Consider the following 25,399-nt stretch of genomic DNA (forward strand, 5'->3'; position numbering starts at 1 on the left):
TTGCTTGTTCAATAATGCTATCAGAATGTTACGTTAAGACCTACCAGGTATTGACGCTGGTTTGGATAAGCACCTTCATCGATACCGAATGAAGTAGTAGAACCACCTACTTCAGGATCTACACCTGTGTATTTGGTGATAGTGAAGAGGTTCGCTGCCTGTACATAAATTCTGCATTTCTGAACGCCGATGTTTCTCAGCGCTGCTGCTGGTAAAGTATAACCCAGGAGTATGTTTTTAGCGCGCAGGTAAGAACCGTTTTCTACGAAGTAAGAGTTAGGTTCATTGAAAGTGCTTGCGTAAGACTGTGCTTCCTGAATAGGCGCTTTAGCATTCATGTGAGTAGGCGTCCAGGAATCATATACAGCTGTTTTGCTTTTTGCACCAGCAAAAGAGTTGTAGAAGTCTGTCCACCATTTAATCTGGTTCCAGATTTTATTACCGGAAACACCATAGAAGAACATGCTGAAGTCGAAGCCTTTGTAAGACAGGCCTACGTTCAAACCGTAAGTAAATTTAGGAGTAGGCGCACCGAGGAAAGTTCTGTCGGCAGCATCAACTTTACCATCACCATTTACGTCAGCATATTTGAAACGACCTACACCGATATCTTGTTGATACGCAGAGATACCAGGATATTGTTTTGCAGCAGCATCGTTTGCAGCTTTTACTTCATCCGCTGAATTCCAGAAGCCTACAATTTTATAACCATAGAACTCAGAAATAGAGTGGCCTACTGCGTTACGGATGATAGGGCTACCGAAACGACGTTGGTCAGAATCAAAGTAGCTGGCGCCTGTAGAAATAGCCTGGATGGTATTGTGATAAGTAGTAAACGTTGCACTTACATCCAGTTTCAGATCATGCGTGAGGTAAGTGTTACCAGTGATATTGAGGTCAATACCATTGTTTTTCATTCTCGCAACGTTGGAGTAAGGGAAGGTTTCACCACCATAAGTACCGGCCAGTTCAGGATTGTAGAGCAGGTCTTTTACAACTTTCTGGTAGTAGTCGATCGTAAATTCCAAATGACCTTTCAGTAAGGATGCATCGATACCGATATTAGAGTTTACGTTACTTTCCCATTTAGCATTAGGGTTACCCATCTGGCTCCAATAGAAACCTTTCTGAATGGTAGATCCATCCATTGGGTAGAAAGTGGATTCTTTATTAAATCCGTAAGAGTTATATGTATTACTTGGTGATACGTTGATCTGGTTACCCATGATACCCCATCCACCGCGGATTTTCAGGTCGTTTATCCAGGTAAGGCCTTTCATGAAAGACTCCTGGGAGATACGCCATGCACCGCTGATCGCAGGGAAGTTACCATATCTGTTAGCAGAACCAAACCTGGAAGAACCATCACGACGAATCAAGGCGCCGATCAGGTATTTATCACGGAAGGCATAATCTGCTCTTGCAAACAGGGAGAACAAACCATCAGAGCTATAGTTGCTGTAGTTGGTTGGTGTTCCGGTACCGGTAGACAAGTTTGTGAAGTTAGGATCAAAGGTGAAGTAGTCTGGCGTAGTACCACCAACGTTACGGCCCATTTCATCAAAAGCTTCCGTACCGATGAGCACTTTCAGGTCATGTGTGCGATTGAAGTTTTTGTGAAAGCTCAGGGTATTGGTCCATGTCCAGTCATAGCCATTACCAGCGTTTTCGTTGTAAGAGTTTACGCGGTTATTTTCTGAGTTTTCGTATTCAGGTAAGGTAAATTTATGGTTATTGAAAGAATAGATTTCACCACCAAATGTAGTTCTGAGCGTGAATACTTTCAAGATGTCTGCTTCAGCATACACATTACCTAACAGGCGTGTAGCCAGTGTTTTGGTGGTACCGAAACGATCTTGTATCGCCACAGGGTTACGAGCGTTACCGAGTTCTTTACCAGCGCTACCAGCATAGTTACCTTTGATATCGTATACAGGAATGATAGGCATTTCACGGAAAGCCATACCAATACCGCTACCTTCCTGGAGGATACCGATTTGCGGGTTGCTGATAACAGAGTACTCCATATTTTCACCAACACGGATATGATCAGTGATGTTGAAGTTAGAGTTGGAACGTACTGCATAACGTTTGTTATATGTATTAGTTAGCGTTCCTTGCTGATTGAAGTAGTAGAAAGAGAAATAGTAGTTACCGATATCACCACCGCCTGCAACAGAAAGGTTATGGCTGGTGATAGGCGCAGGTTTGAAGATTTCGTGGAACCAGTCGGTACCTGCTTTATTAGCTTTATTGATGCGATAGAAATTATCTACATCAGCTGGATTTTTATAGTTTGGATTAACGAAGTAGAGATTTGGATTTACAGATGGATCACCTTCTTTAGCGCCATAAGGAGCGATATAATCAGGTAATACAGGTGTAGCGCCAGAACCGTACTGGTCGGATGTCAGGGGTTTGCCAGAGTTTTTCAGGGCAGTCCACATGAGGTCAGCTTGTTCCTGAGGTGTAGCGATATGATATACGTTTCCACCTTTTGGAACTTGTGTACCATAGTAACCGTCGTAAGAAACTTTTACTTTACCGGTACCACGTTTGGTGGTGATGATGATTACACCGTTAGCGGCACGTGCACCATATATAGAAGCGGCGCCGGCATCTTTCAGCACCTGCATGGTGGCAACATCGTTAGGGTTTAGATCTACGAGGCTGTTGATAGGCACACCATCTACAACATAGAGTGGAGTGTTAACACCGAAGGTATTCACACCACGAATTTGCACCTGTGGTTCTTGTCCTGGCTGACCGGTACCGAGTACGGTAATACCTGATACCTGACCTTGTAATTGGTTAGAGATCTGAGCAGTTGGTTGTTTGGTAAGGTTATCCACTTTCACGATGGAAACTGCTCCTGTCAGGTCTTTCTTTTTCTGACTGGAGTAACCGGTAACAACTACTTCTTCGAGGGATCCGATTTTTTCGGAGAGATGAACAGCGATGGGGCCGTTGCCTACGGTAACTTCTTGAGGGTCGTATCCAACAAAAGAAGTTATGAGTACATCTCCTGGTTTTGCTTGAATAGAGAAAGCACCATTGGGATCTGTGGCAGTACCGCGGTTGGTGCCTTTAACGACTACAGTTACGCCAGGTATAGGGTTTCCTGATGCCTTATCAGTTACCTTACCTGTAATTTTCGTTTGTGCGTAAACGTTAGTACCGGCTAGCAATAGCAATATACCGCATAGCACGGCAAGCGCCTGGTAAAAATGTTTTTTCATAACGTGGTTTAAGGGTGACGTTTAAGAAAAATGAATAAATAGAGTACCTGTCTTTTATATCTCATCCTCACTTACGATTGCGCATAGGATGTCCTGGCCTTGTTATTTTGCATAACAAAGCAGCTCATCAATTGACAATAAATTGCCTCTACCGCCAGATCAGATGCAGCATCTGGCGATGTCAATTAATTGTGTAAGTGACAATTATAATATACCCGTATAAAAAATGGTGGCTATTAGCATGCGTACTATGTATATGCCAACACCAATTCAGCTCATAGAAAACAATTACGTTTTTTTACGATGATGGAAACAAACCAGTTGTGTCTAAAAAAAATGTTGTGAGAAATAACGCTCGCTCTGTGTATTGCTAATTAAATCTATCTCCTCAGATTTTGGTTCTCACGTGGAATTTTATAAGTCTTTCGCCGACTAATTTATAAATATAATTTAACTCAAACAAGCTCCTTTTAACATTTTTTTAATTTTTTTGTAATCAGCTCGCTTTCATTAAATAATTGTCCGCTTGACATAAAATCATTTCAACTAAATACCTTTTTATGTATGTTTAGTCATTAATCATTTAGTGATGAAAGTCTTCAATATTTTTTTCTGCGTTGTGTTTATCATCTTTGCTGGCTTACAGTACAACGATCCTGATCCTTATGTATGGATGCCCATTTATCTTTATGCTTCTTATTTCTGCTGGCAGTCTGCCAGGAAAAATTTTTATCCTAAATGGTATCTGACAGGCATCTTCATCTATTTCGTATATGCGATCTATTTATTCTTCACAAAGGATGGTGTAGTAGATTGGTTATCACAGCATCAGGCGGAGAATATTGCGCAAACGATGAAAGCTACCAAGCCCTGGATTGAAGAAACCAGAGAGTTCTTCGGCTTGTTTATATGTATAGCAGTATTGCTGATCAATTACTTCTACGCAAAAAAGCAACTAAGCAAAGCAAGATAATTCTCCTGCGGTGTTATTGCAGGCCATCAGACAGGAAGGCCCGAAGTTATTCTATGGTAGAATAACTTCGGGCTTTTCATTTTTATCGTCCAAACTGCTTTTTAACAGGATTCTAACACGGAAGAAGGACGAATATCCAATCCAATTTGTACTTTCAGGACATTATTATACAAAGTTATTGTAAACCTGTAATTACCAGCCAATGGAAAAACGTCCGCAACAGGCCACTCCGGCTGTGTGGATAACGATTATCAGTATTCTTGCTGTGATATCCGCCATATGGTGGTGGGTACAACGACCAGCTTATATTGCCATTCAACAGCGTGAAACATCCGTCAACGATAAGATTTTACTAACACTAGCCGGAGGACAAACGATCGACCTTACCGATACGTCCTATCATATTACACAAACACCTGATGCCGTCGTATATTCGTCACCGTCAGGTGTCACCTATTCTCCTAAAAGTATTGGGGTAACGTCGTGGAATACACTGTATGTGCCCGAAGGCAGAAAATACACGCTGATCATGGCGGATGGCACACAGATTTTTCTGAATAGCAAAACCACGCTACGCTTCAAATTTGTGACCGCTGGCCGTAAAAAGCAACTATTTGTAGATGGAGAAGCCTATTTCCGATTATTGCCAAACGATACTTCCGTACTCACCGTTCATACGCCAGTTACAGATATTATTACTGCCAATGCCGACTTCGATGTAATCACTTATGATCGTGAACATGTCAAAACGATATTGGTAAGAGGGAGCCTGCAGGTAACAGACCAACGAACTACCGTTACACTAAAACCCGGCACTGCAGCCATTTACAATGCTGATGATGACTTCACCACTGCTCCGGTTGACCTCAAAGAGGTGTTAAATTGGACAGAAAAAATAAAATCAGGTACGGAGTTGCGGGAAAAGATTAGTACTTTAATACAAGAAAATTAAGTACCCTGAATTTACAATCATGAAGAAAACAGCCATTTTTCCTGCTCCCCATTATTATGATCGGTATATAGATCTTGTTCCGGATGTAACCCTGCAGGAAGCATTTCAATATGCGAAAGAAGAACTAGATAAATTCAATCCTGCACGTCATGAATTGAGAGGTGATTTTGCCTATGCACCTGGCAAATGGACTTTAAAGGACGTCATTCTTCATATAACAGATACAGAGCGTGTACATCTCTATCGCGCCATGAGCTTTGCGCGTAAAGAGCGTGGGCCACTGGCAGGCTTCGACCAAGACAAATACGCTGCTGGCGGACTTACACAAACCCGCACACTGGAAAGCCTGATGCAGGAGCTGAAAGTTTTGAGAGCAGCTACAGAAAATATGTATGCTACTTTTAGTGATCCGGTATTATTAAGAGTAGGGGTATGTTGGAAATATGAGATGAGTGTGCTGGCAATGGGTTTCACTATTATCGGTCATCAATTGCACCATTTTAAAGTTATTAAAGAGAAATATTTGTAGATAATTTATTTCCCTCCGGGGATTGAGTGGCGGCGCCAGGCAACTGCTCTCCCCAAAAAGTAAGGTCCGCCTTTGGCGGACCTTACTTTTTGTTTTTTGTATGCCAGACAAAAGATTTAAAAATAAAACACCCTTCTGATCAAAAACTAACATTTTGGTTAGTATTTGACAATTTTCACCCGTCTTTTCCAGCATTCCATCGGCTCCTACCTTTACAGCATAAAACAAGAAATTATGAAAAGGTTAGATAGCAAAGTTGCTTTAGTTACGGGTGGTAGTCGTGGTATTGGTGCTGCCATTGCAAACAGATTAGCTTCAGAAGGAGCCGATGTGATAATCACCTACGCACAAAGCGAACAACGCGCGGAAGAAGTACTTAAATCCATAGAAAATCATGGCAGGAAGGGGAAAGCCATAAAAGCGGACAGCGCTTCTGCTACTGAAATCCGTGATGCGATACTCCTGGCAGTGAAGGAGTTTGGTCGTATAGACATTCTCGTTAATAACGCCGGTACATATACACATAAGATGCTGGAAGATTATACGTTGGAAGAATATGATCATATGATGGCAGTGAATACCCGTGCAGTGTTTGTGGCCACACAGGAAGCAGCGCGTCATATGCCGTCAGGAGGCCGTATCATTACTATTGGCAGCAATATGGCCGATAGAGTTGCTTTTCCGGGTGGTGTACTGTATGCCATGAGTAAATCAGCACTGACTGGTTTCAATAAAGGTATCGCCAGAGACCTCGGCTCCAAAGGCATTACTGCCAATCTCGTTCAGCCAGGTCCTACCGATACAGAAATGAATCCTGCGAACAGCGAATTTGCTCCCGTTCTCGCGGCACAAACAGCATTGGGACGCTACGGCACTGTGAACGAAGTGGCTTCACTGGTATCGTTCCTCGCCGGACCGGAAAGTAGTTTCATCACCGGTACCGAACACACAATTGACGCAGGATTCAACATTTAATATCTTTTCGTCATTCAAATTGAGGCTGGTAAAGGCAATTCGCTTTTATCAGCCTCAGTTGTTTTATATACTTATAACATATTGATTGTGTTTTGCTAATACAAAATAACAACCCCGGTATGACAACCTTATGTCAGTAGCAAACAGGAATTTTTTTAGTTTTTTGGTGAGATAAGAAAAATACACTTACCTTTGTTGTATAGACAACAGTTGCAGATGTAATTATGAAACTGGAAGACGAACTCAAACAATATAAATTCAAGGACGACTATCAGCGTGCATTGCTGAACATCATATTCACCGCCGGCTGGGTGGGAGTAGGATTGTCGCAGGTGCTGAAACAACACGACCTGTCTTCCCAGCAATTCAATGTTCTTCGTATACTACGTGGTAGCCGCCCTAACCCATTAAACCTGCTGGATATTCAGGAGCGCATGATGGACAGGATGAGCAATGCCACCCGCCTTGTCGAAAAACTTCGCCAGAAAGGTTTACTGACACGCATACAATGCGAACAAAACCGCAGAAAGGTAGAAATAGACATCACCGACAAAGGCCTGGCATTATTGGCTGAGCTGGACCCGCTCATTGAAGATAATCAGCGGAAAATGACAGAGACCATCACGCCGGAAGAAGCCAGGCAACTGGATAGGCTGCTGGACAAACTAAGAGGCTGAGGCCTTTTTTTTGCCACAACTGTTGTATATACAATAATAGTACTAACTTCATAAGAGTTTCTACTACTATACCATCTTCCAGATATTAATCTTTATATAATAAAAACAACATCATGAAAAAAGCATTCTTAGTTACTGCAATGTTACTGATGGCAGGTATTGCCTCTTTTGCTCAGGTAAAATGGGCCGCTGATCCTGCTCATAGTACTATCGGATTTAGCGTGAATCACCTTGGAATTAACTTCGTTCAGGGAAAATTCGATAAATTCAGTGGCACCGTGGAAACTGCTGACACCACTAACTTCAACAACGCTAAAATTGAATTCACTGCAGACGTAAACAGCATCAACACTGGTGTTGCACAACGTGATGGTCACCTGAAAACTGATGACTTCTTCAACGCAGAGAAATATCCTTCTATCACTGTAAAAAGCGTTTCCTTCAAGAAAATTGCAGGCAACAAATACGTAATGCTGGCTGATGTTACCATCCGTGAAACTACTAAACGTGTAGCCTTCGACGTTACCTTCAACGGGGTTATTAAAGATCCTTGGGGTTTAAGAAGAGCTGGTTTCACTGCTAAAAGCAGCATCAACCGCCTGGATTTTGGTCTGAAGTATGCTGATAAACTGCCTAATGGTTCTTATGCAGTTGCTCCTACTGTGGATATCCTGGTGAATGCTGAAATTGTTAAACAATAAGCTGATTTCATAATAATAAAAATGCCGTCTTTACTTAGTAGAGACGGCATTTTCATTTATAGTAAAGTCTATCTTGCTGTTATGCTCGAAGCAGTATTTTAAATAATTTCGACCAGCAGGGAGACGACTATTTCTTCTTCTTTTTCTTGCGCTTCGCGTCTTCCATTTCCTTGTTATGCTGATCCAGCAGCAGCTGCCAGTTGTCATTAGGCGTATCTTCAGAGAAGCTGATTGTTTCGCGGTAATCGTCTTTATTGATTTTCATCTCTGTAATTTCCTTACCAATAAATTCCTGGATCTCTGCCAGCAGTGGTTTCTCTTCTGTTGAAACGAAAGAAACAGCCTTACCTTTCTGTACCCCACGGCCAGTACGGCCTACACGGTGTACATAATTTTCAGGTACATCTGGCAAATCATAATTCACTACATAATCCACATTCGGGATATCGATTCCTCTCGCATTTACGTCTGTAGTTATTAACAATTTCACATCGCCTGTTTTAAATTCTTCCATTACGTTCAGGCGATCATCTTGCTCTTTACCACCGTGCATAGCCAATGACTTGATACCTACACGCTCCATTGCCGCTACTACTCTTTCTGCACGTACTTTGGTACGAACGAAAACGAGGATTTTACTATCTGGAAATTCTTTCACCAGGCGTTCCAGAAAGAAACGTTTATCATCCATTTCCACATAGGCAACGGAATGCGTTACATTCTTTGAAACGGGGTCTTGTGGGGAAATCTGTATACGGATAGGATTATTCACAACGGAATAAGCCAGGTCTTTAATGTCTTTATCCAGCGTTGCGGAGAAGAATAGCGTCTGGTGATTGCGGGGGATATGTTTGATAACATCGCGGATATCACGGATAAATCCAAGGTCCAGCATGTGATCCGCCTCATCCAGGATGAGGGTTTGAACGCTTCGGAGATCTATATGACCTTGATTGAGCTGATCAAACATACGGCCAGGGGTGGCAATGAGTACGTCCACACCCTTTTCGAGGATCTTTATTTGCGGATCCTGATCTACACCACCTACCAGGGCGAGTATGCTGAGATCAGTATATTGGGCAATTTTCTGAAATACTTCGGCGATCTGAATGGCAAGTTCTCTGGTGGGAACCATTACCAGGCATTTCACTTCATATTTACGTTTATCATATCTAAGTTCCTGTTGTTGCAGGCGGTGGAGCACAGGAATCGCGAAGGCAGCGGTTTTACCTGTACCAGTTTGTGCAACAGCCATCACATCATCCCCTTTCAGGATAGAAGGGATGGCTTTGAATTGAATATCTGTAGGGCGCTTAAAGCCCAGTTCTGCCAAACTCTCTTTTATCTCCGGCGAGATGTTATACTGTTCAAATTTCATGCGCCAAAGATAAGAAGAATGAGGTGATTCCTAAGATTTCACCAGTTGCACTTCCATGAGAAGCTTTACTTCATCACTGAGTACAATGCCACCGGCTTCTGTGGTAGCATTCCAGCGTAAACCATAATCTGTTCTGTGCAGGCGGCCTTTAAGGGCGAAACCTGCTTTCTGCTGGCCCCATGGATCTACGGTTACACCGCCATGTTCTACATCCAGTTCAATGGGATGGGTCTGGCCTTTGATAGTCAGGTCACCAACGAGTTTGTAGTGATCACCGTCTACTTTTTTAATCTTTTTAGACTTAAAACTGATTTTCGGGAAGGTCACTGCGTCAAAGAATTCGCCATTTCTCAGGTGCTCATCACGTTGACCGTTTTGGGTGTCGACACTGTTTGCTTCTGCTTCAAAATTGATCGTTGCATCATGAAAGTCTTCGCTTTCTGTCAGTACTTCTCCGCTAAAGCGGGTAAAATAGCCGCTTACGTTAGTAATCATCAGGTGTTTCACCTTGAATCCGATTTCGCTGTGTGATTCATCAATTTTCCAGGTAGTCATGGTTCCTCTTTTTTAATATTTCGTAAAATTAAATGGTATAACGTTGGAATAATTGGATAAATTGCTGAAAATGATGGACGATTTTCCGTCATACTATAAACTGTCAGATTAAGTATAACCGAACCTGCCATGCCATTTACTATATCCCATGCGGCGATCGTGGCGCCACTGTACCGGTTACCGAAAAGGTATGCCTCCCTCAGCGGGTTAATAATAGGGAGCATGGTCCCTGATTTTTTATATTTTTTCAGGCTGAATCCATATGCTGATGATGGTCATCATTTTCCTGGAATATTGATATATGATTTGCCGCTGGCTATTCTGATAGCTTATGCCTGGCATCATTGGTGGCGGTATCCGCTGATGGATTATGCGCCTCCTTTTGCGGCAGCGAGGCTACGCCGATATCGCTTCTTTAACTGGCACCAATATTTTTGCAAGCATTTCCTGGTGGTGATCTGTTCTGTGATGGTAGGGGTTTTCAGTCATCTCTTCCTGGATGCATTTACACATGAGCAAGGATATTTTGTACAAAATATTCCCTTTCTACTAAAAAATTCCGGTACACAGCCCAACTGGTACCTGATGCAATATGCTACATCTATCATCGGCCTACCTATTCTGTTTTATTATTTTTCTAAAATACCGGTGAAGAAACCTTTACCGCATATAACGTTAAAGGATACACTCTTTTTCTGGATAGGAACAGCAGTATTGTCTTTTCTCATTTTATATATCAACGAGCAACTACATTACATTGCATGTAAAGGACTGGATTACCTGGCAGTAATTCTGGGAGGAGTGATGTATGGATATATCGCCATGGCGGCGGCTTACACGCTATTCATCAAACGTTCCTGATGGCACATAATTATATCTTTCCAGATCATGTAATGATTTTATATACTTGCAAACACCCTCATGAAGCAATATGATTTTATCACAAACAGTAATAACCTCTCTAAAATTATGATCTGTGATAATAAATCCTTTTGTTTCGCGGTATGTATTTAGCAACTCCATAATTTCATCTACATAAATTGGTTCTACACCATTAAAAGGTTCATCCAGTAATACGAATTTTACATCCAGGTGCATTACCAGCAATATTTCCAGGATACGTATGGTACCTCCGGAAAGTTCACCACACTTTAGTTTCAGACAAGGTTGTATCCGCGGATGCGCTTTAATATGCTGCCGCACACTTTGATCTTCCAGGTAAACATCAATTAGTTTTTCAACACCAATGCTTTTGGGCAAATAACCATCTTGTGGGAGGTAAGCGATGTGATTATTTGATGCAAATGCTGATTGATAAGTTTTCCCATCAATGCGAACATTTTTATTCAACGCATCAGTAGTACCAAAAATTATTTTCAACAGGGTAGACTTCCCACAACCATTTCGTCCTATCAAACCCAATATCTCACCTGTTTTACAAGACACCCAGCAATCGCTTAACAAGGTACGCGTGCCAAAAATTTTAATGATACTATCTGCTTCTAGTGTATGTGTTGCCATTTTAGAAAAATATTATCCAGATAAACAGGAAAAGAAAAAATGCGAGCAGATTTACGCCGTATGCAAATCCAATGAGGTGATATTTGGAGTATCCTTTATTGTGGTAGAAATAGTATTGATTTTTATGTCTTAGTCCGAAAGAAAATAATGATAACAGGAAACCAGCTGAAAAAACAGAAATGATAAACGCTTCAATGGTAGCAAAACATGTTGACCTTACATTTAATTCAGCGTATTCAGATGGAAGCGCCACTGCACCCGCTAACAAGGCTATCAGCAGGGAAATAATATAATTGACAATATTTATTGCACGGTAATAATGCCAGAGCAAATACAGGTTCCTGGTCGGTTTCATGTAAAATAAATTACACCGTGGGTATTAACAATAACAATGCCATGGACGTTATTCTTATCATCTATAGGCAGATAGATAAAGGAGATAAGTGGATATTAACGCAATACCTATCTTGTAAAGGATTTCAGATCTTATGAAAGAAAAAATTTCTGTACTTGCGATTTCCGGCAGTACCCGCGCAAAATCCTCCAATCATCAACTGATACATGCTATTTCGAAGCGGTATGCAGATAAAATATCCGTTATATTTTTTGAAGGACTTACCGATCTGCCCTATTTCAATCCGGATAACGATACAGACGAGCCACCAGTTACAGTAACAGCTTTCAGAGAGGCGGTGCGAGCTGCTGATGCGGTGTTGATATGTTCCCCTGAATATGCAATCGGGGTTCCTGGGGTCTTAAAAAATGCGATAGACTGGACGGTAGGCAACATGACCTTTAGTCAAAAACCTGTGGCATTGATTACGGCCGGCACATCGGGGTTTCATGCACATAAATCTTTGTTGGGGACCTTATTAATCATCGAATCGAAGATTAGTGAAGAGATGCAACTGATTATATCTGCGGTAAAAACAAAGATTGATAATTCGGATAATATCACCCACAAGGAAACATTAGCAGCGGTAGATTCGCTAATAGCTGCCATGGCAGCAGCCGTACAGGGAAATAAAACAATCAGTTTTCTTACACCTCCACCTTTGATGGGCGCTTAAAAACAGGCAGTTAATACATCACACTTACATACCATTTTGGGATGGAACGTAATTCTGTTCACAAATATTTTATTTATTTGCGAACAGAATTACCTATTTATCCCTATGTCATACTGATTTGTAACCCCATCACATTACTGGTTGAGATTATTTCTGATTAAAAATTTTCTTACTTCTTACCAGTAATTTATTTCTTCTTCTCTTTATTGAAATCACCTGTTGATAACGATCTCCGGCCTGTCTGAATTCCGTATAGGCGTTGAAGATAGTTTGGGGCGTCACGATGCCTATCAGCGTATTATTTGCAGGGTTCAACACTGGCAATACAGCTAAGCTGTACGTACTTAACAGTTCTACTGCCTGGTTTAATTTGGCGGTTGGGTAGATGTAAACCGCTGTATCGATATTTTCATCTTCCTGTGTAGCGGCTGCCATAGCATCGCTAACATTCAATTGCTGCAAGGCGTCCGGCTCATAGGAATTTGGTGTAGCCACCCCACGACGTTGAATTTTCTCGGTCATGATACTGCCTTTCATCAGGAAGAAAGACACGAAATAAGAGGCACTACATGCGCCTAATAACGGTAATAATCCGTAAGGTTGCATGGTTACCTCGTAAGCGAAGATCACTGCTGTAAGCAAGGCTCTGGCTGCGCCGGCAAACATTGCCGCCATCCCAATCAGTGCGCAAGTAGGCAGGTTGATCTGACTCTCCGGAAAGAAGTGCAACACGATCATACCAAACAAAATACCTGTAGCGCCGCCAATAGTCAGCAATGGCGCTAATGTACCACCGCTGGTACCGCTGCCCAGCGAGACAGACCAGGAAATAAATTTCAGGAAACAAAGTCCCAGCACCATCTTCAATGGCAAGGAACCACTCAGTAATGCTGTAATATTATTATATCCCACCCCTAAGGTATAAGGAGCGAAATAACCGGTAACACCAATAGCAATGGCGCCGATAGCGGGCCACCACATCCAGTGAATGGGCAGTTTTTCGAAGAGGTCTTCCACGGCATAAATGCTTTTGGATACCAATGCCGCCAGTACGCCGATTATAGCGCCGCCTATAATGTACCATATCAGTGCCTGCCCTGTAGGTGCAGATAATCCAGGCATAGGGAATACCGGACCACTGCCAAACAACCAGAGGTGCATAGCGGTACCTGTAGCACAAGCCATGGCTACCGGGATAATACTTTTAGGGGAAAACTCGAACAGCAGCAGTTCAATTGCCAGCAGCACGGCCGCTACCGGCGTGCCGAAAATGGCCGCCATGCCGGCGGTAGCACCTGCTGTGAGCATGATTTTACGCTCATTAGGGGAAATACGCATGATTTGTCCGGCAAAGGAGCCGAATGCACCCCCCGTTGAAATAATAGGGCCTTCTGCACCGAAAGGACCACCCGTACCTATGGAAATAGCCGCGGATAAGGGTTTCAAGATCGTAATAACCGGTTTGATGCGGCTTTCATTTGTCAGCACCTGTTCCATGGCCTCGGGGATGCCATGGCCGCGAATGGCCGCAGAACCTAATCGGGCCATAATTCCAATAATGATAGAACCGATAATAGGGATAAATATTACCCAGAGTCCTAATGTGTTATGCGCAGGACTTGCTTCGGCAATAGAAAACTTGCCGTAAAAGGAAATATTCGTGATTAGATTGATTAATAATACCAGTACCTTGGCGATCAGTCCGATAATAAAAGCATTTATCACGGCCTGTATGGTCAGATAAAATAGTCTTCCGGAAATGGTTTTATCTACTGCTGTTTTCTCGGGGTCATAGGCACGACCGTCCAAAGAAGGAGCGATAGATATTGTTTCATTCATATTTTTGTGCTTCATTAACTAGAATTTGATCACAAAAATATTACCTTGGCAATAAAATCTCACAATTTTTCTTAATTTTTAAGATAATTTTACTGCCATCGCAATAAATACATGTATAAATATGCAGCAACACCACCATTGTTTCCTTTCTAAATACAGTTTACCTGAATGGCAGGCAGCGATCACAACCAATGCCACCATTCATAAGTTCAAGCGGGGAACAGTGATTTTCAGGGAAACAGAAGCCGTAACGGGATTTTATTTTATCCATTCAGGGAAGGTAAAGGTACATAAGCAATGGGGAGAGGATAACCGCGACCTGATCGTGAAGTTTGCCTTAGCGGGGGACATTTTGGGTCACCGAGGCTTGGGACAAGATCATTTTTACCCAGTAACCGCCACTGTCATAGAAGATGTGGAAGCCTGCTTTATCAGCGCCGAATTTTTTCACACCACCCTCCTGGTAAATCACGAGCTGGCTTATCATATGGTTTTGTTTTATGCTACAGAACTGCAAAAGGCCGAGCAAGCCATGCGAGACATGGTGTTCATGAGTGCTAAAAGCAAAATGGCCAACGCCCTGCTTAAAATCCAGGATATCTTCGGTACAGACGAATCAGGGGCGATACAAAGTAATCTTAGTCGCCAGGAAATTGCCAGCTATGCCGGCACTACTTACGAGACATTATTCAAAACGCTCAATGAATGGATTGAGGAAGGAATTATTGCGGTATCTGGAAAATCGATTACCATCCGCGATCAGGCTAAGTTGCGCGCCTTACTGCAATAAGTATAACGGAAACGCATGAATGAATTATTTTTGTGTGCATGAAATACATTCAGACTGTAGGATTGATAGTGATAAAGGAGCGCAAACTAATGCTGGCATTCAGCCGTAACAAAGGCGCCTGGTATCTTCCGGGAGGCAAAGTGGATGCGGGAGAAACAGACCTGGAAGCGCTGCACCGCGAAATCAGAGAAGAACTCAACATTGATCTCAACAAAGAACAACTCCAACTATATTACTTCATGGAAGCGCCGGCCTTCGGCGAAAAGGATGTTCTTATGAGGCAACATGCTTTCATTTGCCCACTACAGCAAACACCACAGCCCACTGCAGAAATAGCGGCAGTGAAATTCTTCAGTGAAACCGATTACAAACTGGAAGAGCACCAGGTTGTTGGCGTCATCAATGCATTCAGGAAATTAAGGGAAGATGGATTAGTGGATTAACAGTATCGTGTATACGTAGTTATTAACATTACTGAACTAATCCAGCCATCCCTCATCCAGGGAGATGTTGGTATCATAAATGCAATATTCGGACTGCTGCTTTTGCAGGGCCCATCCGCCTTTGGCGAGGGTATTACGCACCGCCTTCACTCTTGCCTGGAACAGTATTTCATCTGAATATTCCCGCAAAGTAATAAAGCGATTTTCGGAATCATTGCGCAATGCATTCTGCGATAACCTTACATTGTAAAGCTCGCATAGCCGCATCAACTCATCCGGTTTGATGTAATCAATTTTTCCCCTCCATTCAAAATAAGGCGGATAATCACCATCATCTATCCATGAAAAAGCATGGTCTACAGGAATTTCTATCTTACTTCTTTTTACTGGAAAATTATTTGCTACCAGACTCTCTCTATAACTATTACACTGCGTTAATACTTCCGAATAAGAATTAGTAGGTAAGACTGCATATAACATCGGCTGCTGCATACAGGCGCCTTTGGAAAGCTCGATCAGTAAAGGACGAGCCGACAACCGGTTGCAACAATCAGAAAATGACGCTATACGTTCCTGGGTAATTTCAGAAATGGTGAGATGTACTTCGAACAATATAGGATAGCTGGTCTTCATTAAGACGAATATAACTGACTAGCCTCTAAAAATGAAATTCTTTTCCAGTACAAGCCGTCCAAAATACATCAGAAATAAAATATTCAATTGATAATTCGAAGGATAGCACTTTTAAATCTATTTCATACAAAGTTTCCGAGCTATTGTTAGTATTTGTTTTTAAAAAGAAGGAAAAATTTCGACTGGATAAAATGAATTTCAAGCGATGCAGGCAAGGGCGCAGTAGTGTTTAATAACAATGAATGATTTTCAAAAAGTGAATCATCTACCTGACCAAAACATAAAAAAAGGCAGTCTCTATTAAGTAGAGACTGCCACTGAACTGATAACCTTGTTATATTGCTATTATTGAAGGAGCCACATGGTTTGTGTGAAATCATCATTTCCTTTAAACTGACGCTGAATAGCCGCATTCACATTGTCGGAGTTGTAGTTCAGTTCATTGGTAGGATACATCCATCTCAGCGGGAAGCTGGTTGGAGGAACGTTCAGGTTAGTAGTGCTGTTGAGCTTAAATACTGGATAACCTGTACGTCTGTTTTCATACCAGGCGTTGAAATCGGAGTTCTGGAAGAAGCCTGCGATATATTTCTGGGTGATGATCTGATTGATCTGATTTTCAGATGTACCAGTAAGCGCTACGGTAGCAGGGAATGAGCTGATATAAGCAGCGTCTATTGCCATGTTATGCGCATATGATGCAGGTGCATACTTTGCCAGGAAAGACAAGTGGCCTTTGATACCGTTTTCATAGTAAGTTTCAGCAGCAGTGCCGCTGATCCAGCCACGAACAGTTGCTTCAGCCAGCAGGAACTGAACATCCCAATAGTTCAGCAAACCAACAGGTTCTGCATTGTACATTTCTACATAACGTTTGTTCACATCACAGAAGTTACCTGCATTTTTTTGAGAAATAGTAGCAGTAAAATCGTCAGAAGGTTCAACGCCTACATAAGCATTGAAATCTGAAGATACCAGTCCTGCTTTGGTTTTGGCAGGAGAAGGTTCTGCAAAATAGAACAGGCGTTTATCCTGCGTATTTTTCAGCAGGTCCAGCAGTGTGCTTGACATCATTGGATAGATCACGAAAGAGTTGATCTGTGCAGCGGTGCTGCTCCAAGGGTAGCAATAACCTGCAGAAGCCTGGTAGGTAACTGCAAAGTTATCGGTGTAATCTCTCATAAGCGGGCGCTGTGCAACCGCTTTAAACTTATTGATAACGTCCAGGTCTGGATCACTGGTTTTCTTCACCAGGTTTAACAGTACCTGCAGTTGAAAACTATTCGCCAGTCTTCTCCATTTATCTACACTACCAGAATAGATGAAGTCACCACCGAAGTCAACACCTTTTGCCAGCAGCGAATCTGCCTGGTCCAGTTCTTTCAGGATGCCGATGAATACATCTTTCTGTGTATCATATTTAGCTTTGATGATACCGGATGCACCTTGTACGGCCTGAGTGTAAGGAATATCACCTACCTGCATGGTTGTCTGGAAGAACTGCCAAGCACGGATGAAGTGACCAAAGCCATCGTAAGAATTTTTCTGGTCAGCATTTGATGTATTTTTGACCATTGCGTCAACATCTCTCAGTACTAATAATCTATTGAAAGAAACTCTGTCGAATTTATTATACTGATATGGGCTCACCAATTCGCTCCAGCAGATGTATTTGCCCAGTGTAAATGGCTGACGGAAGTCGGTACCGGTGGCGATATCTTTAGATGTAACGGAAGTCAGGATATTAGTAGCCAGCCATGCGGAAGAAGCGGTAGAAGCTTTATCTGGGTTGGTGTTGATCTGATCAAACTTCTTAGTACAGCTGCTGAGGCCAATACCTGCTACCAGTGCTGTAATGATAGATATTTTAGAAATATGTTTGTTCATCATAAATATATTTTAATCAAAACTTGTCTCAGGAAATATCATAACCACCGTTTGTTGTTTTGGCAACTGATCTCTACTTGTTAAAGATCAGTTGGGGTGGTATTCTCTACATTGTAGAGACGGTATGGCTACCTCCATCTGACAAGCTTATTTATTCTATTTAGAAACCTACTTTCACATTCACACCTACCATACGTTGTGCAGGAGCGTTCATGTTTTCAGTATCAATATCCGGATCAGCATATTTGAATTTGGTCAGCAGCAGCAGGTTTTGGCCTGTAACTGCAACAGAAGCATTTTTAATACCTGATTTACCAAACCATGCTTTAGGCAGTGGATAAGCGATAGATATTTCTCTCAGTTTTACGAAAGATTTGTTCATCACACCTACTTCGTAAGAGTTGCCCCATGCACGTGCATAGCTCTGATAGCTTACTGCAACATCGTTTGGCGCGTATTGACGGGTATCTTTAGTGATACGACCGAAGTTATCATAGGTAACTTCACCGCTTACTACTTTCACACCTTTACCAACATAGTTTTTCAGACCTTTCACTACTTCGTCATAACGCCATTGGTTATCTGTTTCAGGAGAAGAACCCGTATCGAACATCTTAGCATAGATATAATCATACATCACACCGCCAATGCGGCCGTCGATGCTAATGCTTACCATGAAGTTGTAGATATTGAAGTTGTTCACGAAACCGAAAGTGAACTTAGGATCAGTGTAACCAAACTGTTTGGTGTATTTGCTCATCATTGGTAAACCGTTCTGGAAGATCACATTACCATTAGGATCTCTGTCGGCCATACCAGTTTGTGAATACACATCATAACGGCCGCCTGCTTTAGTCCATGGATTTTTTGCAGAATATACAGGATCGATATCCACATAATATCTATGCTGTGATGCAAAGTTGATCATGGAGTTCCACTGGAAGTTTTTAGCAGTCATTACAGTACCATCTAAAGTCAGTTCCACACCACGACGTGCGTAGGTTTCGCCGGTATTGATCAGCGTACTTGCGTAACCGGAAGAAGGCGCCAATGTTTGTTTCAGCTGGGTATTGTAATAGAGTTTGGTATAGTATGCTGCATCCACATGAAGTCTTTTGCCAAACAGGTAACCAGCGGTACCAAATTCCCAGGTACGGGTGGTAGTAGGCAACAGGGCAGAACCTGCGAGGTTATCAGGCGTGGTAGCGCTGGTATTACCCCATGAATTATTTGTAGTATAAGAAAGATTGCTGGCGTAGATATCCAGTGGAGATTTAGTGATAGTCCATGAACCTCTTAATTTCCACAAATCAACCCACTCAGGCATCTTAATAAATTCAGACATTACAACACTTGCTGCAACGGAAGGATAGAAATAAGAACGTTGGTTAGCTGGCTGTGTAGAGCTCCAGTCGTTTCTACCGGTGAAGTCAATGAATGCAAAGTTATTGTAAGATGCAGTCACTTTACCGTAGATACTGTTGGTTTGTTTGGACCAGGTACCATAGTTATTTTTGATAGCGTCTACACCGGCAGTAGTAGAAGCTACTGCGTTAGCGAGTGAATACCATCCTGGTACGGCCAGACCGTTTCTTGTTTGGGCGCCGAGTTCTCTGTTTTTGAAGTAGAAAATAGAAGCACCACCTAACGCGTCTATATTAAATTTCTTAATCTGTTTGTTGTACGTTAAGATCAGGTCACTGTTGATACTGTTACCCCAGCTTTCATCCATACCATATAAACCTTTACCGCTAAACGCGAAGTTGAAGGTATTACCCATAGTAGTAGAACCAGGGATGGTATTGAATGAAGCACCGTTAGTAGAGAAGATGCCAGCAGGGTTTCTGATACCATCTTCATTTTTGAAGTAGTCGTAACCGTTTCTGAACATCAGTTTCAGATCTTTGGTGATCGCGTAGTTCATGGTCAGACTTGCATTGAGTTTATTTTGCTCGGTGCTTCTCAGTTTTTCATAAGCGATCAGCCAAGGGTTATCGTACCATGCGTTGTACAACCAGTTCTGTTGGGTGTTAGGAGAAACCCAGTAATCTCTGTATTGTCTGATATCATAGTCAGCGCCGGTCCACATAAGGATTTGGTAGATGTAACCTTGTGTACCATAACCGCTACCCCACAGCTGTGGTGCGTTGGTGCGGGTATAGCCCATATGGCTTTCCAGGCTGAATTTATCCCCGGCTTTCAGTTCGCCGCTCATGGTATAGTTAAGGATATTCAGTTTCTGATTAGGGAACTGACCTTTATTATATACGTGGTTGAGACCAGCTCTGAAGAAACCGTTTTTACCACCTTTGGTAACAGCGATGCTGTTGTTGGTGATAAGACCGTTCTGCATGAAGTTTTGCAGGTTATTCTTACCACTGGAAACCAGGGGCATTTCTTCATTCTTTTTAGTGATAGGATTCCATTGTACAGCGGTGTTGCCGATGTCCAGTTTAGGACCCCAAACGTAGTCCGTAGCAATCTGGCCGTTGAGACCATGACCATAGGAAGTCTGGGTTTTAGGGATAGCGAGGTATCCCAGCGTGAACATGGTGTTACTATTAACGTCGATGGATAAACGATCTTCTTTACCACGTTTGGTAGAGATCATGATAGCACCGGCAGAACCACGCGCACCGTACAAAGCCGCTGCGGTAGAACCTTTCAGCATGTTAATGCTTTCGATATCATCAGTAGGAACATCGCGGAGGGTCATGTTACCATAAGGTACACCATCGATAACCAGTAATGGGGATTCGCCACGCATTTCCAGTGTAGGCTGGCCGTTGAACTCAGTAGAGTTTTTCACTACGAGGCCAGAAACCTGACCAGTGAGGGATGTACCGAGGTCCACACCTTTCACGGTTTGCATGTTGCTACCTTTTACAGATTGCACAGCATATCCCAGTGCTTTTTCTTCACGTTTAACACCAAGTGCAGTTACTACTACCTCGCCTAATTGTTTGGTAGATTCCTGCAATTTGATTTGGATGGTACTGCGGCCGCCAACGGTTTCCTGTAGCGGAGTGTAGCCGATGGAAGTAAACCCCAGCACTGCATTTGCGTTAGAAACAGTGATGGTATAGCTACCATCTTCTTTGCTCATTACCGCGTTGGTAGTACCTTTTTCAACGACGCCTACATTAGGGATACGTTGTCCGGATTCGTCGGTGATGATACCGCTTACTTTAATTTTTTCGTTGCTCTGGCTTAAATTTTTGGCACTTTCATCATCTGCTTTCGTAGATGGATTCTGATATTCACCTAATCTGTCTTTTTCGACGATGGTGTAATAATTCGGTTTAACGTAGAGAAATACAAGGCCATTAGGATACAGGACGCCTTTGAGCACGTCTTCCAGGGATTTTCCGGAGAAATTAAGATTGTAGTTGGTAGTTTTGTTTTTCACAACTGCCGGGTCATACACAAAATCAGCTTTGAATTCTTTGGTTATTGCTTTCAAAGCGTCATTTACCGAAGTAGCTTTCTGGGCATTAGCCTGAATGCCAAGACCGACAAGTAAAAGTAGCACAAGCAACCGCTTAAAGTAGCGAAGCGTCATATTAGCATAGATTTTTTAGTTAGATAAAATGGATTCTATCTTTTATGCTGATTAAGTGTCGGGGATAAATCTTTTTACCCCACCCTTTAAAAAATATTTTTTCAGAAAGATGTCAATGGGCAGGTGATGAGATAGTGAAATACTTATATCTATATATATAAGCATTTATAAAAACAGCATAATCATCTCTGGAAATATTATAAATCAGTCTATACCCGATAACAATTAGTTAACATACCAGTGGGCATTTCTGGCGGAAATACTGGTGTTGTGTGATGCATTTTTAATAACTTTGCTGCCGTAAAAAATTCCACTAATCTCTGACCTGCGTAATGGACAATCCAACTTTTCAGCATATTATAGAAGGCGACATTGACGCCTACTCCGGATTGTACAAGGAATATTACAAGCGATTCTTTAACTACGGCAGAAAATTCACTACTAATATTGTTTTGATAGAAGATAGCATTCAGGAAGTTTTTCTGGATGTGTGGAACAGGCGGGATAAGTTGTCGCATGTAGATTCTCCGAATTACTACCTGTACTCTTCCTTCCGATACATACTGCTGAAGAAAATCAAGCAGCATGATAAAATTGTTTTTGACCGGTCTGCCGAAGAAGACTATGAATTTTCGATAGAAAATGTGATCGTTAGCAATGAGCTGAATGAGGAAATGAAAACCAAACTGCAACATGCTATTAAAACCCTTACCAGTCGGCAGCTGGAGGCGGTTTTCCTGAGGTTTTATGAAAATCTTTCCTATCAGGAAGTAGCATCTATTCTCAAAATTTCAGTGAAAGCGACCTACAAAATAATGGCCAGGAGTATTTCAGCACTGAAAGAAAACATTATGTTCTTATCTATTTTATTTTAAAATTTGCTCAATATCAGACTGTTAGTAAATTTCTTCCCTGACTTGGGGTAATTATTGCAGCACATGCCACTATAATAGTAGAATGGAAAGAAAAAGTATAGCTGAAAAATATTCTCAATATAACGAACACGACTTCCTGACGGATCCTTACTTCCAGGAATGGGTATATGCGCCCACCCCTGAAATTGAGGCCTACTGGCAGCAAGTGAGTGTTGCTTTGCCCCTCAAAAAAACAGATATAGACCACGCTTATCTATATCTTAAAAATATCTCTTTCAAACAGCATATTCCATCAGACGAAGCGGCGCAAGCTTCCTGGGAAAAGCATCTGCAGCTGATCCGCGCCCAGGAAAGCATTCAATCCAAAGCCACGCCAGTAAGGAATTTCACCTACAGCAAGGCCTGGAAAATCGCAGCTATAGTTGCCGGAATAGCCGTTATCACAGCAGCATATATCTTTTTCCCAAGAGCAGCAACCAGAATCACTGCACAGACAGGCTTCGGCGAAATTCGCCAGGTAACACTGCCTGATGGTTCTCTGGTAGACCTCAATGCTAACAGTAGTATTTCCTACAACAGCAAATGGAAAACAGGCGAAAAAAGAGAAATCTGGCTGAAGGGAGAAGCGCTCTTCAATGTGGTCCATATTAACAAAGACACCAATAATATTAAAGACCAGGAAAGATTCCTCGTACATACGAAAGACCTCACCGTTACTGTATTAGGAACTGTTTTTGATGTCAGGCAACGACGACAGAAAACAGAAGTAGCACTGCAAAGTGGTAAGATCAGGCTTTCTTTTGAAAATGCTGATAAAGAAGATCTGATCCTTCAGCCAGGTGATTTCATCTCTTATAATGAAGAAGATAAAAAGACCTCTGCTGAAACTATTGCTGCTGAAAAGTTCAGCTCCTGGAAAGATCGCAAATTGATGCTCAACAATCCCTCTGTCAGTGAAATTCTCAAATACCTGGAAGATACCTTCGGCAAAAAAATCATCATGGAGGATAAAACGCTGGACACTAAAATCATCAATGGCCCTATACTCCTGAATTCCCTCGACGACGCGCTGTTTGTATTATCCACTGTATTACACACACAGGTTATTAAAAAAGATACCCAGACAATTATACTTCGCACCAGACCTATATAATACACAATAATTTTTTTCTTGCTCAATGGGGTAAGATGAAAGCTTCACAACACTATAGTTAAAAGTGAGCTTTTAAACTGACTACATTGAAGAAGATATTATTTACCGCGTTTTGCAGCTGTTTTCTGCTGATAACAGCCCATGCCCAGCAATATCCTTACTACAGCGATATCCAGGCATTTAAGCACACCGATTCCCTGAACAAGCCGACAGGTAATGAGATCCTGTTTATAGGTAGTTCGTCTTTCACTTACTGGACGGATGTTCAAAGCTATTTCCCTGATAAAAAAATCATTAACCGAGGATTCGGTGGTTCCACTTTATTAAATGTTATTCATTATGCAGATGATATCATTTTCGCTTATCACCCAAAACAGATCGTGATCTATTGCGGAGAGAATGACCTCGCCGATGCAGACAGTGTAACCGCTGATTCAGTGTTACATCGCTTCCAGACCTTATTCACTATTATCAGGAGTAAGATGCCTGCTGTACCTATTGTATATGTTTCACTGAAACCTAGTCCTAGTCGCGCGAGACTGATGGAAAAGATGGTGACTGCCAATGCCAGCATTCGCAAATACCTGCGTAGGCAGCGTCGTACGGCCTTTGTAGACGTATATCACAAAATGCTGAATGCTGATGGAAGCATCAAGGCGGAACTCTTCAAAGAAGACCAGCTGCATATGAAAGCCCCTGGCTATACCATCTGGCAGAAAGCCATTGCGCCAGTACTGAAATAATAACTTCAATTTTTCATCAATCTACAGATACTATCATGCAACAACGATCTTTTTTAAAAAGGTACTGTTTATTGCTGCTCGCCCTTTTCCCTGCTGCCTTGTTTGCACAGAAAAAAATTGAGCTGAATGTAGCGACCTATAACCTGCGTCTGAACGTTCCTTCAGACAGTGCCAACGCCTGGCCTCACCGTAAAGAAATGGTGCAGGACCTGATCCAATATCATGAATTCGATGTATTTGGTGTACAGGAAGCCCTTTCCGGCCAAATGAAAGACCTCGAAGAAATGCCTGCATATGCACATGTAGGTGTTGGAAGAAATGACGGGAAAGATGGAGGAGAATATTCTGCTATCTTCTACAATAAACAAAAATTCAAACTGCTGAAATCGGGAAACTTCTGGTTATCTCCTACCCCTGAAAAGCCAAGCAAAGGCTGGGATGCCGCTTATATCCGCATTTGTACCTGGGCATGTTTGCAAGACAAAAAAACCGGTAAGCAGTTCTATATGTTCAATACGCACTTTGACAACGAAGGTCAAGTTGCGAGAGAGAATGCCGCTAAAATGATCCTGGAGAAAATTAAGGCGTTCTCCTCAGCCCAAACACCGGTAATCATTACTGGTGATTTCAATTCCAATCCAGCGACTACCGCATATGGTACGATTGTACAGTCATTTAAAGATGCAAAGTTGATTTCACAAACCAAGCCATATGGCCCTGATAGCACTTTTAATGATTTTAAATACCATAACTATACGCAGGTAGTGAAGGAAGGCCGTATTGATTTTCTCTTTGTTAACAATAACATAGAAGTACTGAAATATGCGGTGTTGACAGATTCCAGGGATCTTCGATTCCCTTCTGACCATTTCCCGGTTGCTTGCAGACTTCGTTTCTGATCTTT

General features: G+C 42.1%; 23 protein-coding genes. 14 read left to right on the top strand and 9 right to left on the bottom strand.

The window, feature by feature from the left end:
- Positions 1-20: 20 nt before the first annotated feature.
- The gene (locus ACE38W_RS08870; RefSeq protein WP_375830170.1) at positions 21-3,239 is read right to left on the bottom strand and encodes a SusC/RagA family TonB-linked outer membrane protein; all 3,219 of its coding nucleotides are present in this window, start codon (positions 3,237-3,239) and stop codon (positions 21-23) included.
- A gap of 589 nt (positions 3,240-3,828) precedes the next feature.
- Between ACE38W_RS08870 and ACE38W_RS08875 the strand changes: the two genes are divergently transcribed.
- The 6 genes from ACE38W_RS08875 (at position 3,829) to ACE38W_RS08900 (ending at position 8,046) form a co-directional block, all read left to right on the top strand.
- Positions 3,829-4,212 (top strand): transmembrane 220 family protein, encoded by a 384-nt coding sequence (locus ACE38W_RS08875; RefSeq protein WP_375830172.1) that lies wholly within the window; start codon positions 3,829-3,831, stop codon positions 4,210-4,212.
- 202 nt (positions 4,213-4,414) lie between these two features.
- Positions 4,415-5,164, top strand: a complete 750-nt coding sequence (locus ACE38W_RS08880; protein WP_375830174.1) for a FecR domain-containing protein — start codon at positions 4,415-4,417, stop codon at positions 5,162-5,164.
- 19 nt (positions 5,165-5,183) lie between these two features.
- Positions 5,184-5,693, top strand: a complete 510-nt coding sequence (locus tag ACE38W_RS08885) for a DinB family protein (RefSeq protein ID WP_375830176.1) — start codon at positions 5,184-5,186, stop codon at positions 5,691-5,693.
- Positions 5,694-5,927: 234 nt separating this feature from the next.
- Complete coding sequence (locus tag ACE38W_RS08890) at positions 5,928-6,668, top strand: 3-oxoacyl-ACP reductase family protein (RefSeq protein ID WP_375830177.1); 741 nt, start codon at positions 5,928-5,930, stop codon at positions 6,666-6,668.
- Positions 6,669-6,892: 224 nt separating this feature from the next.
- Positions 6,893-7,345 (top strand): MarR family winged helix-turn-helix transcriptional regulator, encoded by a 453-nt coding sequence (locus ACE38W_RS08895; RefSeq protein ID WP_375830178.1) that lies wholly within the window; start codon positions 6,893-6,895, stop codon positions 7,343-7,345.
- A 113-nt stretch (positions 7,346-7,458) separates the two neighbouring features.
- Positions 7,459-8,046, top strand: a complete 588-nt coding sequence (locus tag ACE38W_RS08900; RefSeq protein ID WP_375830180.1) for a YceI family protein — start codon at positions 7,459-7,461, stop codon at positions 8,044-8,046.
- Positions 8,047-8,173: 127 nt separating this feature from the next.
- On the opposite strand, the gene ACE38W_RS08905 is transcribed toward ACE38W_RS08900, so the two are convergent.
- Both ACE38W_RS08905 and ACE38W_RS08910 read right to left on the bottom strand, forming a co-directional pair.
- On the bottom strand, positions 8,174-9,424 hold the full coding sequence (locus ACE38W_RS08905; protein ID WP_375830181.1) for a DEAD/DEAH box helicase: 1,251 nt from the start codon (positions 9,422-9,424) through the stop codon (positions 8,174-8,176).
- A gap of 30 nt (positions 9,425-9,454) precedes the next feature.
- Complete coding sequence (locus ACE38W_RS08910; RefSeq protein WP_375830183.1) at positions 9,455-9,979, bottom strand: YceI family protein; 525 nt, start codon at positions 9,977-9,979, stop codon at positions 9,455-9,457.
- A gap of 129 nt (positions 9,980-10,108) precedes the next feature.
- On the opposite strand from ACE38W_RS08910, the gene ACE38W_RS08915 reads away from it, so the two are divergent.
- Complete coding sequence (locus ACE38W_RS08915; protein WP_375830184.1) at positions 10,109-10,840, top strand: DUF4184 family protein; 732 nt, start codon at positions 10,109-10,111, stop codon at positions 10,838-10,840.
- Here ACE38W_RS08915 and ACE38W_RS08920 read toward each other — a convergent pair.
- Positions 10,820-11,500, bottom strand: coding sequence for an ATP-binding cassette domain-containing protein (locus tag ACE38W_RS08920; protein ID WP_375830185.1), 681 nt, complete (start codon positions 11,498-11,500; stop codon positions 10,820-10,822). The two genes, ACE38W_RS08915 and ACE38W_RS08920, sit on opposite strands and share 21 nt — an antisense overlap.
- Before the next feature lies 1 nt (position 11,501).
- Entirely contained in the window at positions 11,502-11,855 is a 354-nt protein-coding gene (locus ACE38W_RS08925; protein ID WP_375830187.1) for a hypothetical protein, read from the bottom strand.
- A 133-nt stretch (positions 11,856-11,988) separates the two neighbouring features.
- Between ACE38W_RS08925 and ACE38W_RS08930 the strand changes: the two genes are divergently transcribed.
- Positions 11,989-12,570: an NADPH-dependent FMN reductase gene (locus ACE38W_RS08930; RefSeq protein ID WP_375830189.1), complete on the top strand. Its 582-nt coding sequence runs from the start codon at positions 11,989-11,991 to the stop codon at positions 12,568-12,570.
- A 147-nt stretch (positions 12,571-12,717) separates the two neighbouring features.
- Here ACE38W_RS08930 and ACE38W_RS08935 read toward each other — a convergent pair whose 3' ends face one another.
- Positions 12,718-14,424, bottom strand: coding sequence for a chloride channel protein (locus ACE38W_RS08935; protein ID WP_375830190.1), 1,707 nt, complete (start codon positions 14,422-14,424; stop codon positions 12,718-12,720).
- 106 nt (positions 14,425-14,530) lie between these two features.
- On the opposite strand from ACE38W_RS08935, the gene ACE38W_RS08940 reads away from it, so the two are divergent.
- Positions 14,531-15,199: a Crp/Fnr family transcriptional regulator gene (locus ACE38W_RS08940; RefSeq protein WP_375830192.1), complete on the top strand. Its 669-nt coding sequence runs from the start codon at positions 14,531-14,533 to the stop codon at positions 15,197-15,199.
- A 38-nt stretch (positions 15,200-15,237) separates the two neighbouring features.
- Positions 15,238-15,642, top strand: coding sequence for an NUDIX domain-containing protein (locus ACE38W_RS08945; RefSeq protein ID WP_375830193.1), 405 nt, complete (start codon positions 15,238-15,240; stop codon positions 15,640-15,642).
- A 36-nt stretch (positions 15,643-15,678) separates the two neighbouring features.
- On the opposite strand, the gene ACE38W_RS08950 is transcribed toward ACE38W_RS08945, so the two are convergent.
- The 3 genes from ACE38W_RS08950 to ACE38W_RS08960 all read right to left on the bottom strand — a co-directional run bounded on the left by ACE38W_RS08950 (position 15,679) and on the right by ACE38W_RS08960 (position 21,724).
- Positions 15,679-16,275 (bottom strand): hypothetical protein, encoded by a 597-nt coding sequence (locus ACE38W_RS08950; protein WP_375830195.1) that lies wholly within the window; start codon positions 16,273-16,275, stop codon positions 15,679-15,681.
- A gap of 345 nt (positions 16,276-16,620) precedes the next feature.
- Entirely contained in the window at positions 16,621-18,165 is a 1,545-nt protein-coding gene (locus tag ACE38W_RS08955; protein ID WP_375830196.1) for a SusD/RagB family nutrient-binding outer membrane lipoprotein, read from the bottom strand.
- A gap of 157 nt (positions 18,166-18,322) precedes the next feature.
- The gene (locus tag ACE38W_RS08960) at positions 18,323-21,724 is read right to left on the bottom strand and encodes a SusC/RagA family TonB-linked outer membrane protein (RefSeq protein WP_375830198.1); all 3,402 of its coding nucleotides are present in this window, start codon (positions 21,722-21,724) and stop codon (positions 18,323-18,325) included.
- A 332-nt stretch (positions 21,725-22,056) separates the two neighbouring features.
- On the opposite strand from ACE38W_RS08960, the gene ACE38W_RS08965 reads away from it, so the two are divergent.
- The 4 genes from ACE38W_RS08965 to ACE38W_RS08980 all read left to right on the top strand — a co-directional run bounded on the left by ACE38W_RS08965 (position 22,057) and on the right by ACE38W_RS08980 (position 25,394).
- Complete coding sequence (locus ACE38W_RS08965; protein WP_375830200.1) at positions 22,057-22,599, top strand: RNA polymerase sigma factor; 543 nt, start codon at positions 22,057-22,059, stop codon at positions 22,597-22,599.
- Between the two features lie 82 nt (positions 22,600-22,681).
- On the top strand, positions 22,682-23,752 hold the full coding sequence (locus tag ACE38W_RS08970) for a FecR family protein (protein ID WP_375830202.1): 1,071 nt from the start codon (positions 22,682-22,684) through the stop codon (positions 23,750-23,752).
- Between the two features lie 86 nt (positions 23,753-23,838).
- Positions 23,839-24,495, top strand: a complete 657-nt coding sequence (locus ACE38W_RS08975) for a GDSL-type esterase/lipase family protein (RefSeq protein WP_375830203.1) — start codon at positions 23,839-23,841, stop codon at positions 24,493-24,495.
- A 35-nt stretch (positions 24,496-24,530) separates the two neighbouring features.
- Entirely contained in the window at positions 24,531-25,394 is an 864-nt protein-coding gene (locus ACE38W_RS08980; RefSeq protein WP_375830205.1) for an endonuclease/exonuclease/phosphatase family protein, read from the top strand.
- The last annotated feature ends 5 nt before the right edge of the window (positions 25,395-25,399 follow it).

Origin of the sequence: Chitinophaga sp. Hz27 (assembly GCF_042263525.1) — a bacterium.
Taxonomy (GTDB): Bacteria; Bacteroidota; Bacteroidia; order Chitinophagales; family Chitinophagaceae; genus Chitinophaga.

Bases quoted from the DNA above. Each gene is read 5' to 3' on its own strand.
- ACE38W_RS08870 (WP_375830170.1), bottom strand. From the start codon at position 3,239: ATGAAAAAACATTTTTACCAGGCGCTTGCCGTGCTATGCGGTATATTG.
- ACE38W_RS08875 (WP_375830172.1), top strand. From the start codon at position 3,829: ATGAAAGTCTTCAATATTTTTTTCTGCGTTGTGTTTATCATCTTTGCT.
- ACE38W_RS08880 (WP_375830174.1), top strand. From the start codon at position 4,415: ATGGAAAAACGTCCGCAACAGGCCACTCCGGCTGTGTGGATAACGATT.
- ACE38W_RS08885 (WP_375830176.1), top strand. From the start codon at position 5,184: ATGAAGAAAACAGCCATTTTTCCTGCTCCCCATTATTATGATCGGTAT.
- ACE38W_RS08890 (WP_375830177.1), top strand. From the start codon at position 5,928: ATGAAAAGGTTAGATAGCAAAGTTGCTTTAGTTACGGGTGGTAGTCGT.
- ACE38W_RS08895 (WP_375830178.1), top strand. From the start codon at position 6,893: ATGAAACTGGAAGACGAACTCAAACAATATAAATTCAAGGACGACTAT.
- ACE38W_RS08900 (WP_375830180.1), top strand. From the start codon at position 7,459: ATGAAAAAAGCATTCTTAGTTACTGCAATGTTACTGATGGCAGGTATT.
- ACE38W_RS08905 (WP_375830181.1), bottom strand. From the start codon at position 9,424: ATGAAATTTGAACAGTATAACATCTCGCCGGAGATAAAAGAGAGTTTG.
- ACE38W_RS08910 (WP_375830183.1), bottom strand. From the start codon at position 9,979: ATGACTACCTGGAAAATTGATGAATCACACAGCGAAATCGGATTCAAG.
- ACE38W_RS08915 (WP_375830184.1), top strand. From the start codon at position 10,109: ATGCCATTTACTATATCCCATGCGGCGATCGTGGCGCCACTGTACCGG.
- ACE38W_RS08920 (WP_375830185.1), bottom strand. From the start codon at position 11,500: ATGGCAACACATACACTAGAAGCAGATAGTATCATTAAAATTTTTGGC.
- ACE38W_RS08925 (WP_375830187.1), bottom strand. From the start codon at position 11,855: ATGAAACCGACCAGGAACCTGTATTTGCTCTGGCATTATTACCGTGCA.
- ACE38W_RS08930 (WP_375830189.1), top strand. From the start codon at position 11,989: ATGAAAGAAAAAATTTCTGTACTTGCGATTTCCGGCAGTACCCGCGCA.
- ACE38W_RS08935 (WP_375830190.1), bottom strand. From the start codon at position 14,424: ATGAAGCACAAAAATATGAATGAAACAATATCTATCGCTCCTTCTTTG.
- ACE38W_RS08940 (WP_375830192.1), top strand. From the start codon at position 14,531: ATGCAGCAACACCACCATTGTTTCCTTTCTAAATACAGTTTACCTGAA.
- ACE38W_RS08945 (WP_375830193.1), top strand. From the start codon at position 15,238: ATGAAATACATTCAGACTGTAGGATTGATAGTGATAAAGGAGCGCAAA.
- ACE38W_RS08950 (WP_375830195.1), bottom strand. From the start codon at position 16,275: ATGAAGACCAGCTATCCTATATTGTTCGAAGTACATCTCACCATTTCT.
- ACE38W_RS08955 (WP_375830196.1), bottom strand. From the start codon at position 18,165: ATGATGAACAAACATATTTCTAAAATATCTATCATTACAGCACTGGTA.
- ACE38W_RS08960 (WP_375830198.1), bottom strand. From the start codon at position 21,724: ATGACGCTTCGCTACTTTAAGCGGTTGCTTGTGCTACTTTTACTTGTC.
- ACE38W_RS08965 (WP_375830200.1), top strand. From the start codon at position 22,057: ATGGACAATCCAACTTTTCAGCATATTATAGAAGGCGACATTGACGCC.
- ACE38W_RS08970 (WP_375830202.1), top strand. From the start codon at position 22,682: ATGGAAAGAAAAAGTATAGCTGAAAAATATTCTCAATATAACGAACAC.
- ACE38W_RS08980 (WP_375830205.1), top strand. From the start codon at position 24,531: ATGCAACAACGATCTTTTTTAAAAAGGTACTGTTTATTGCTGCTCGCC.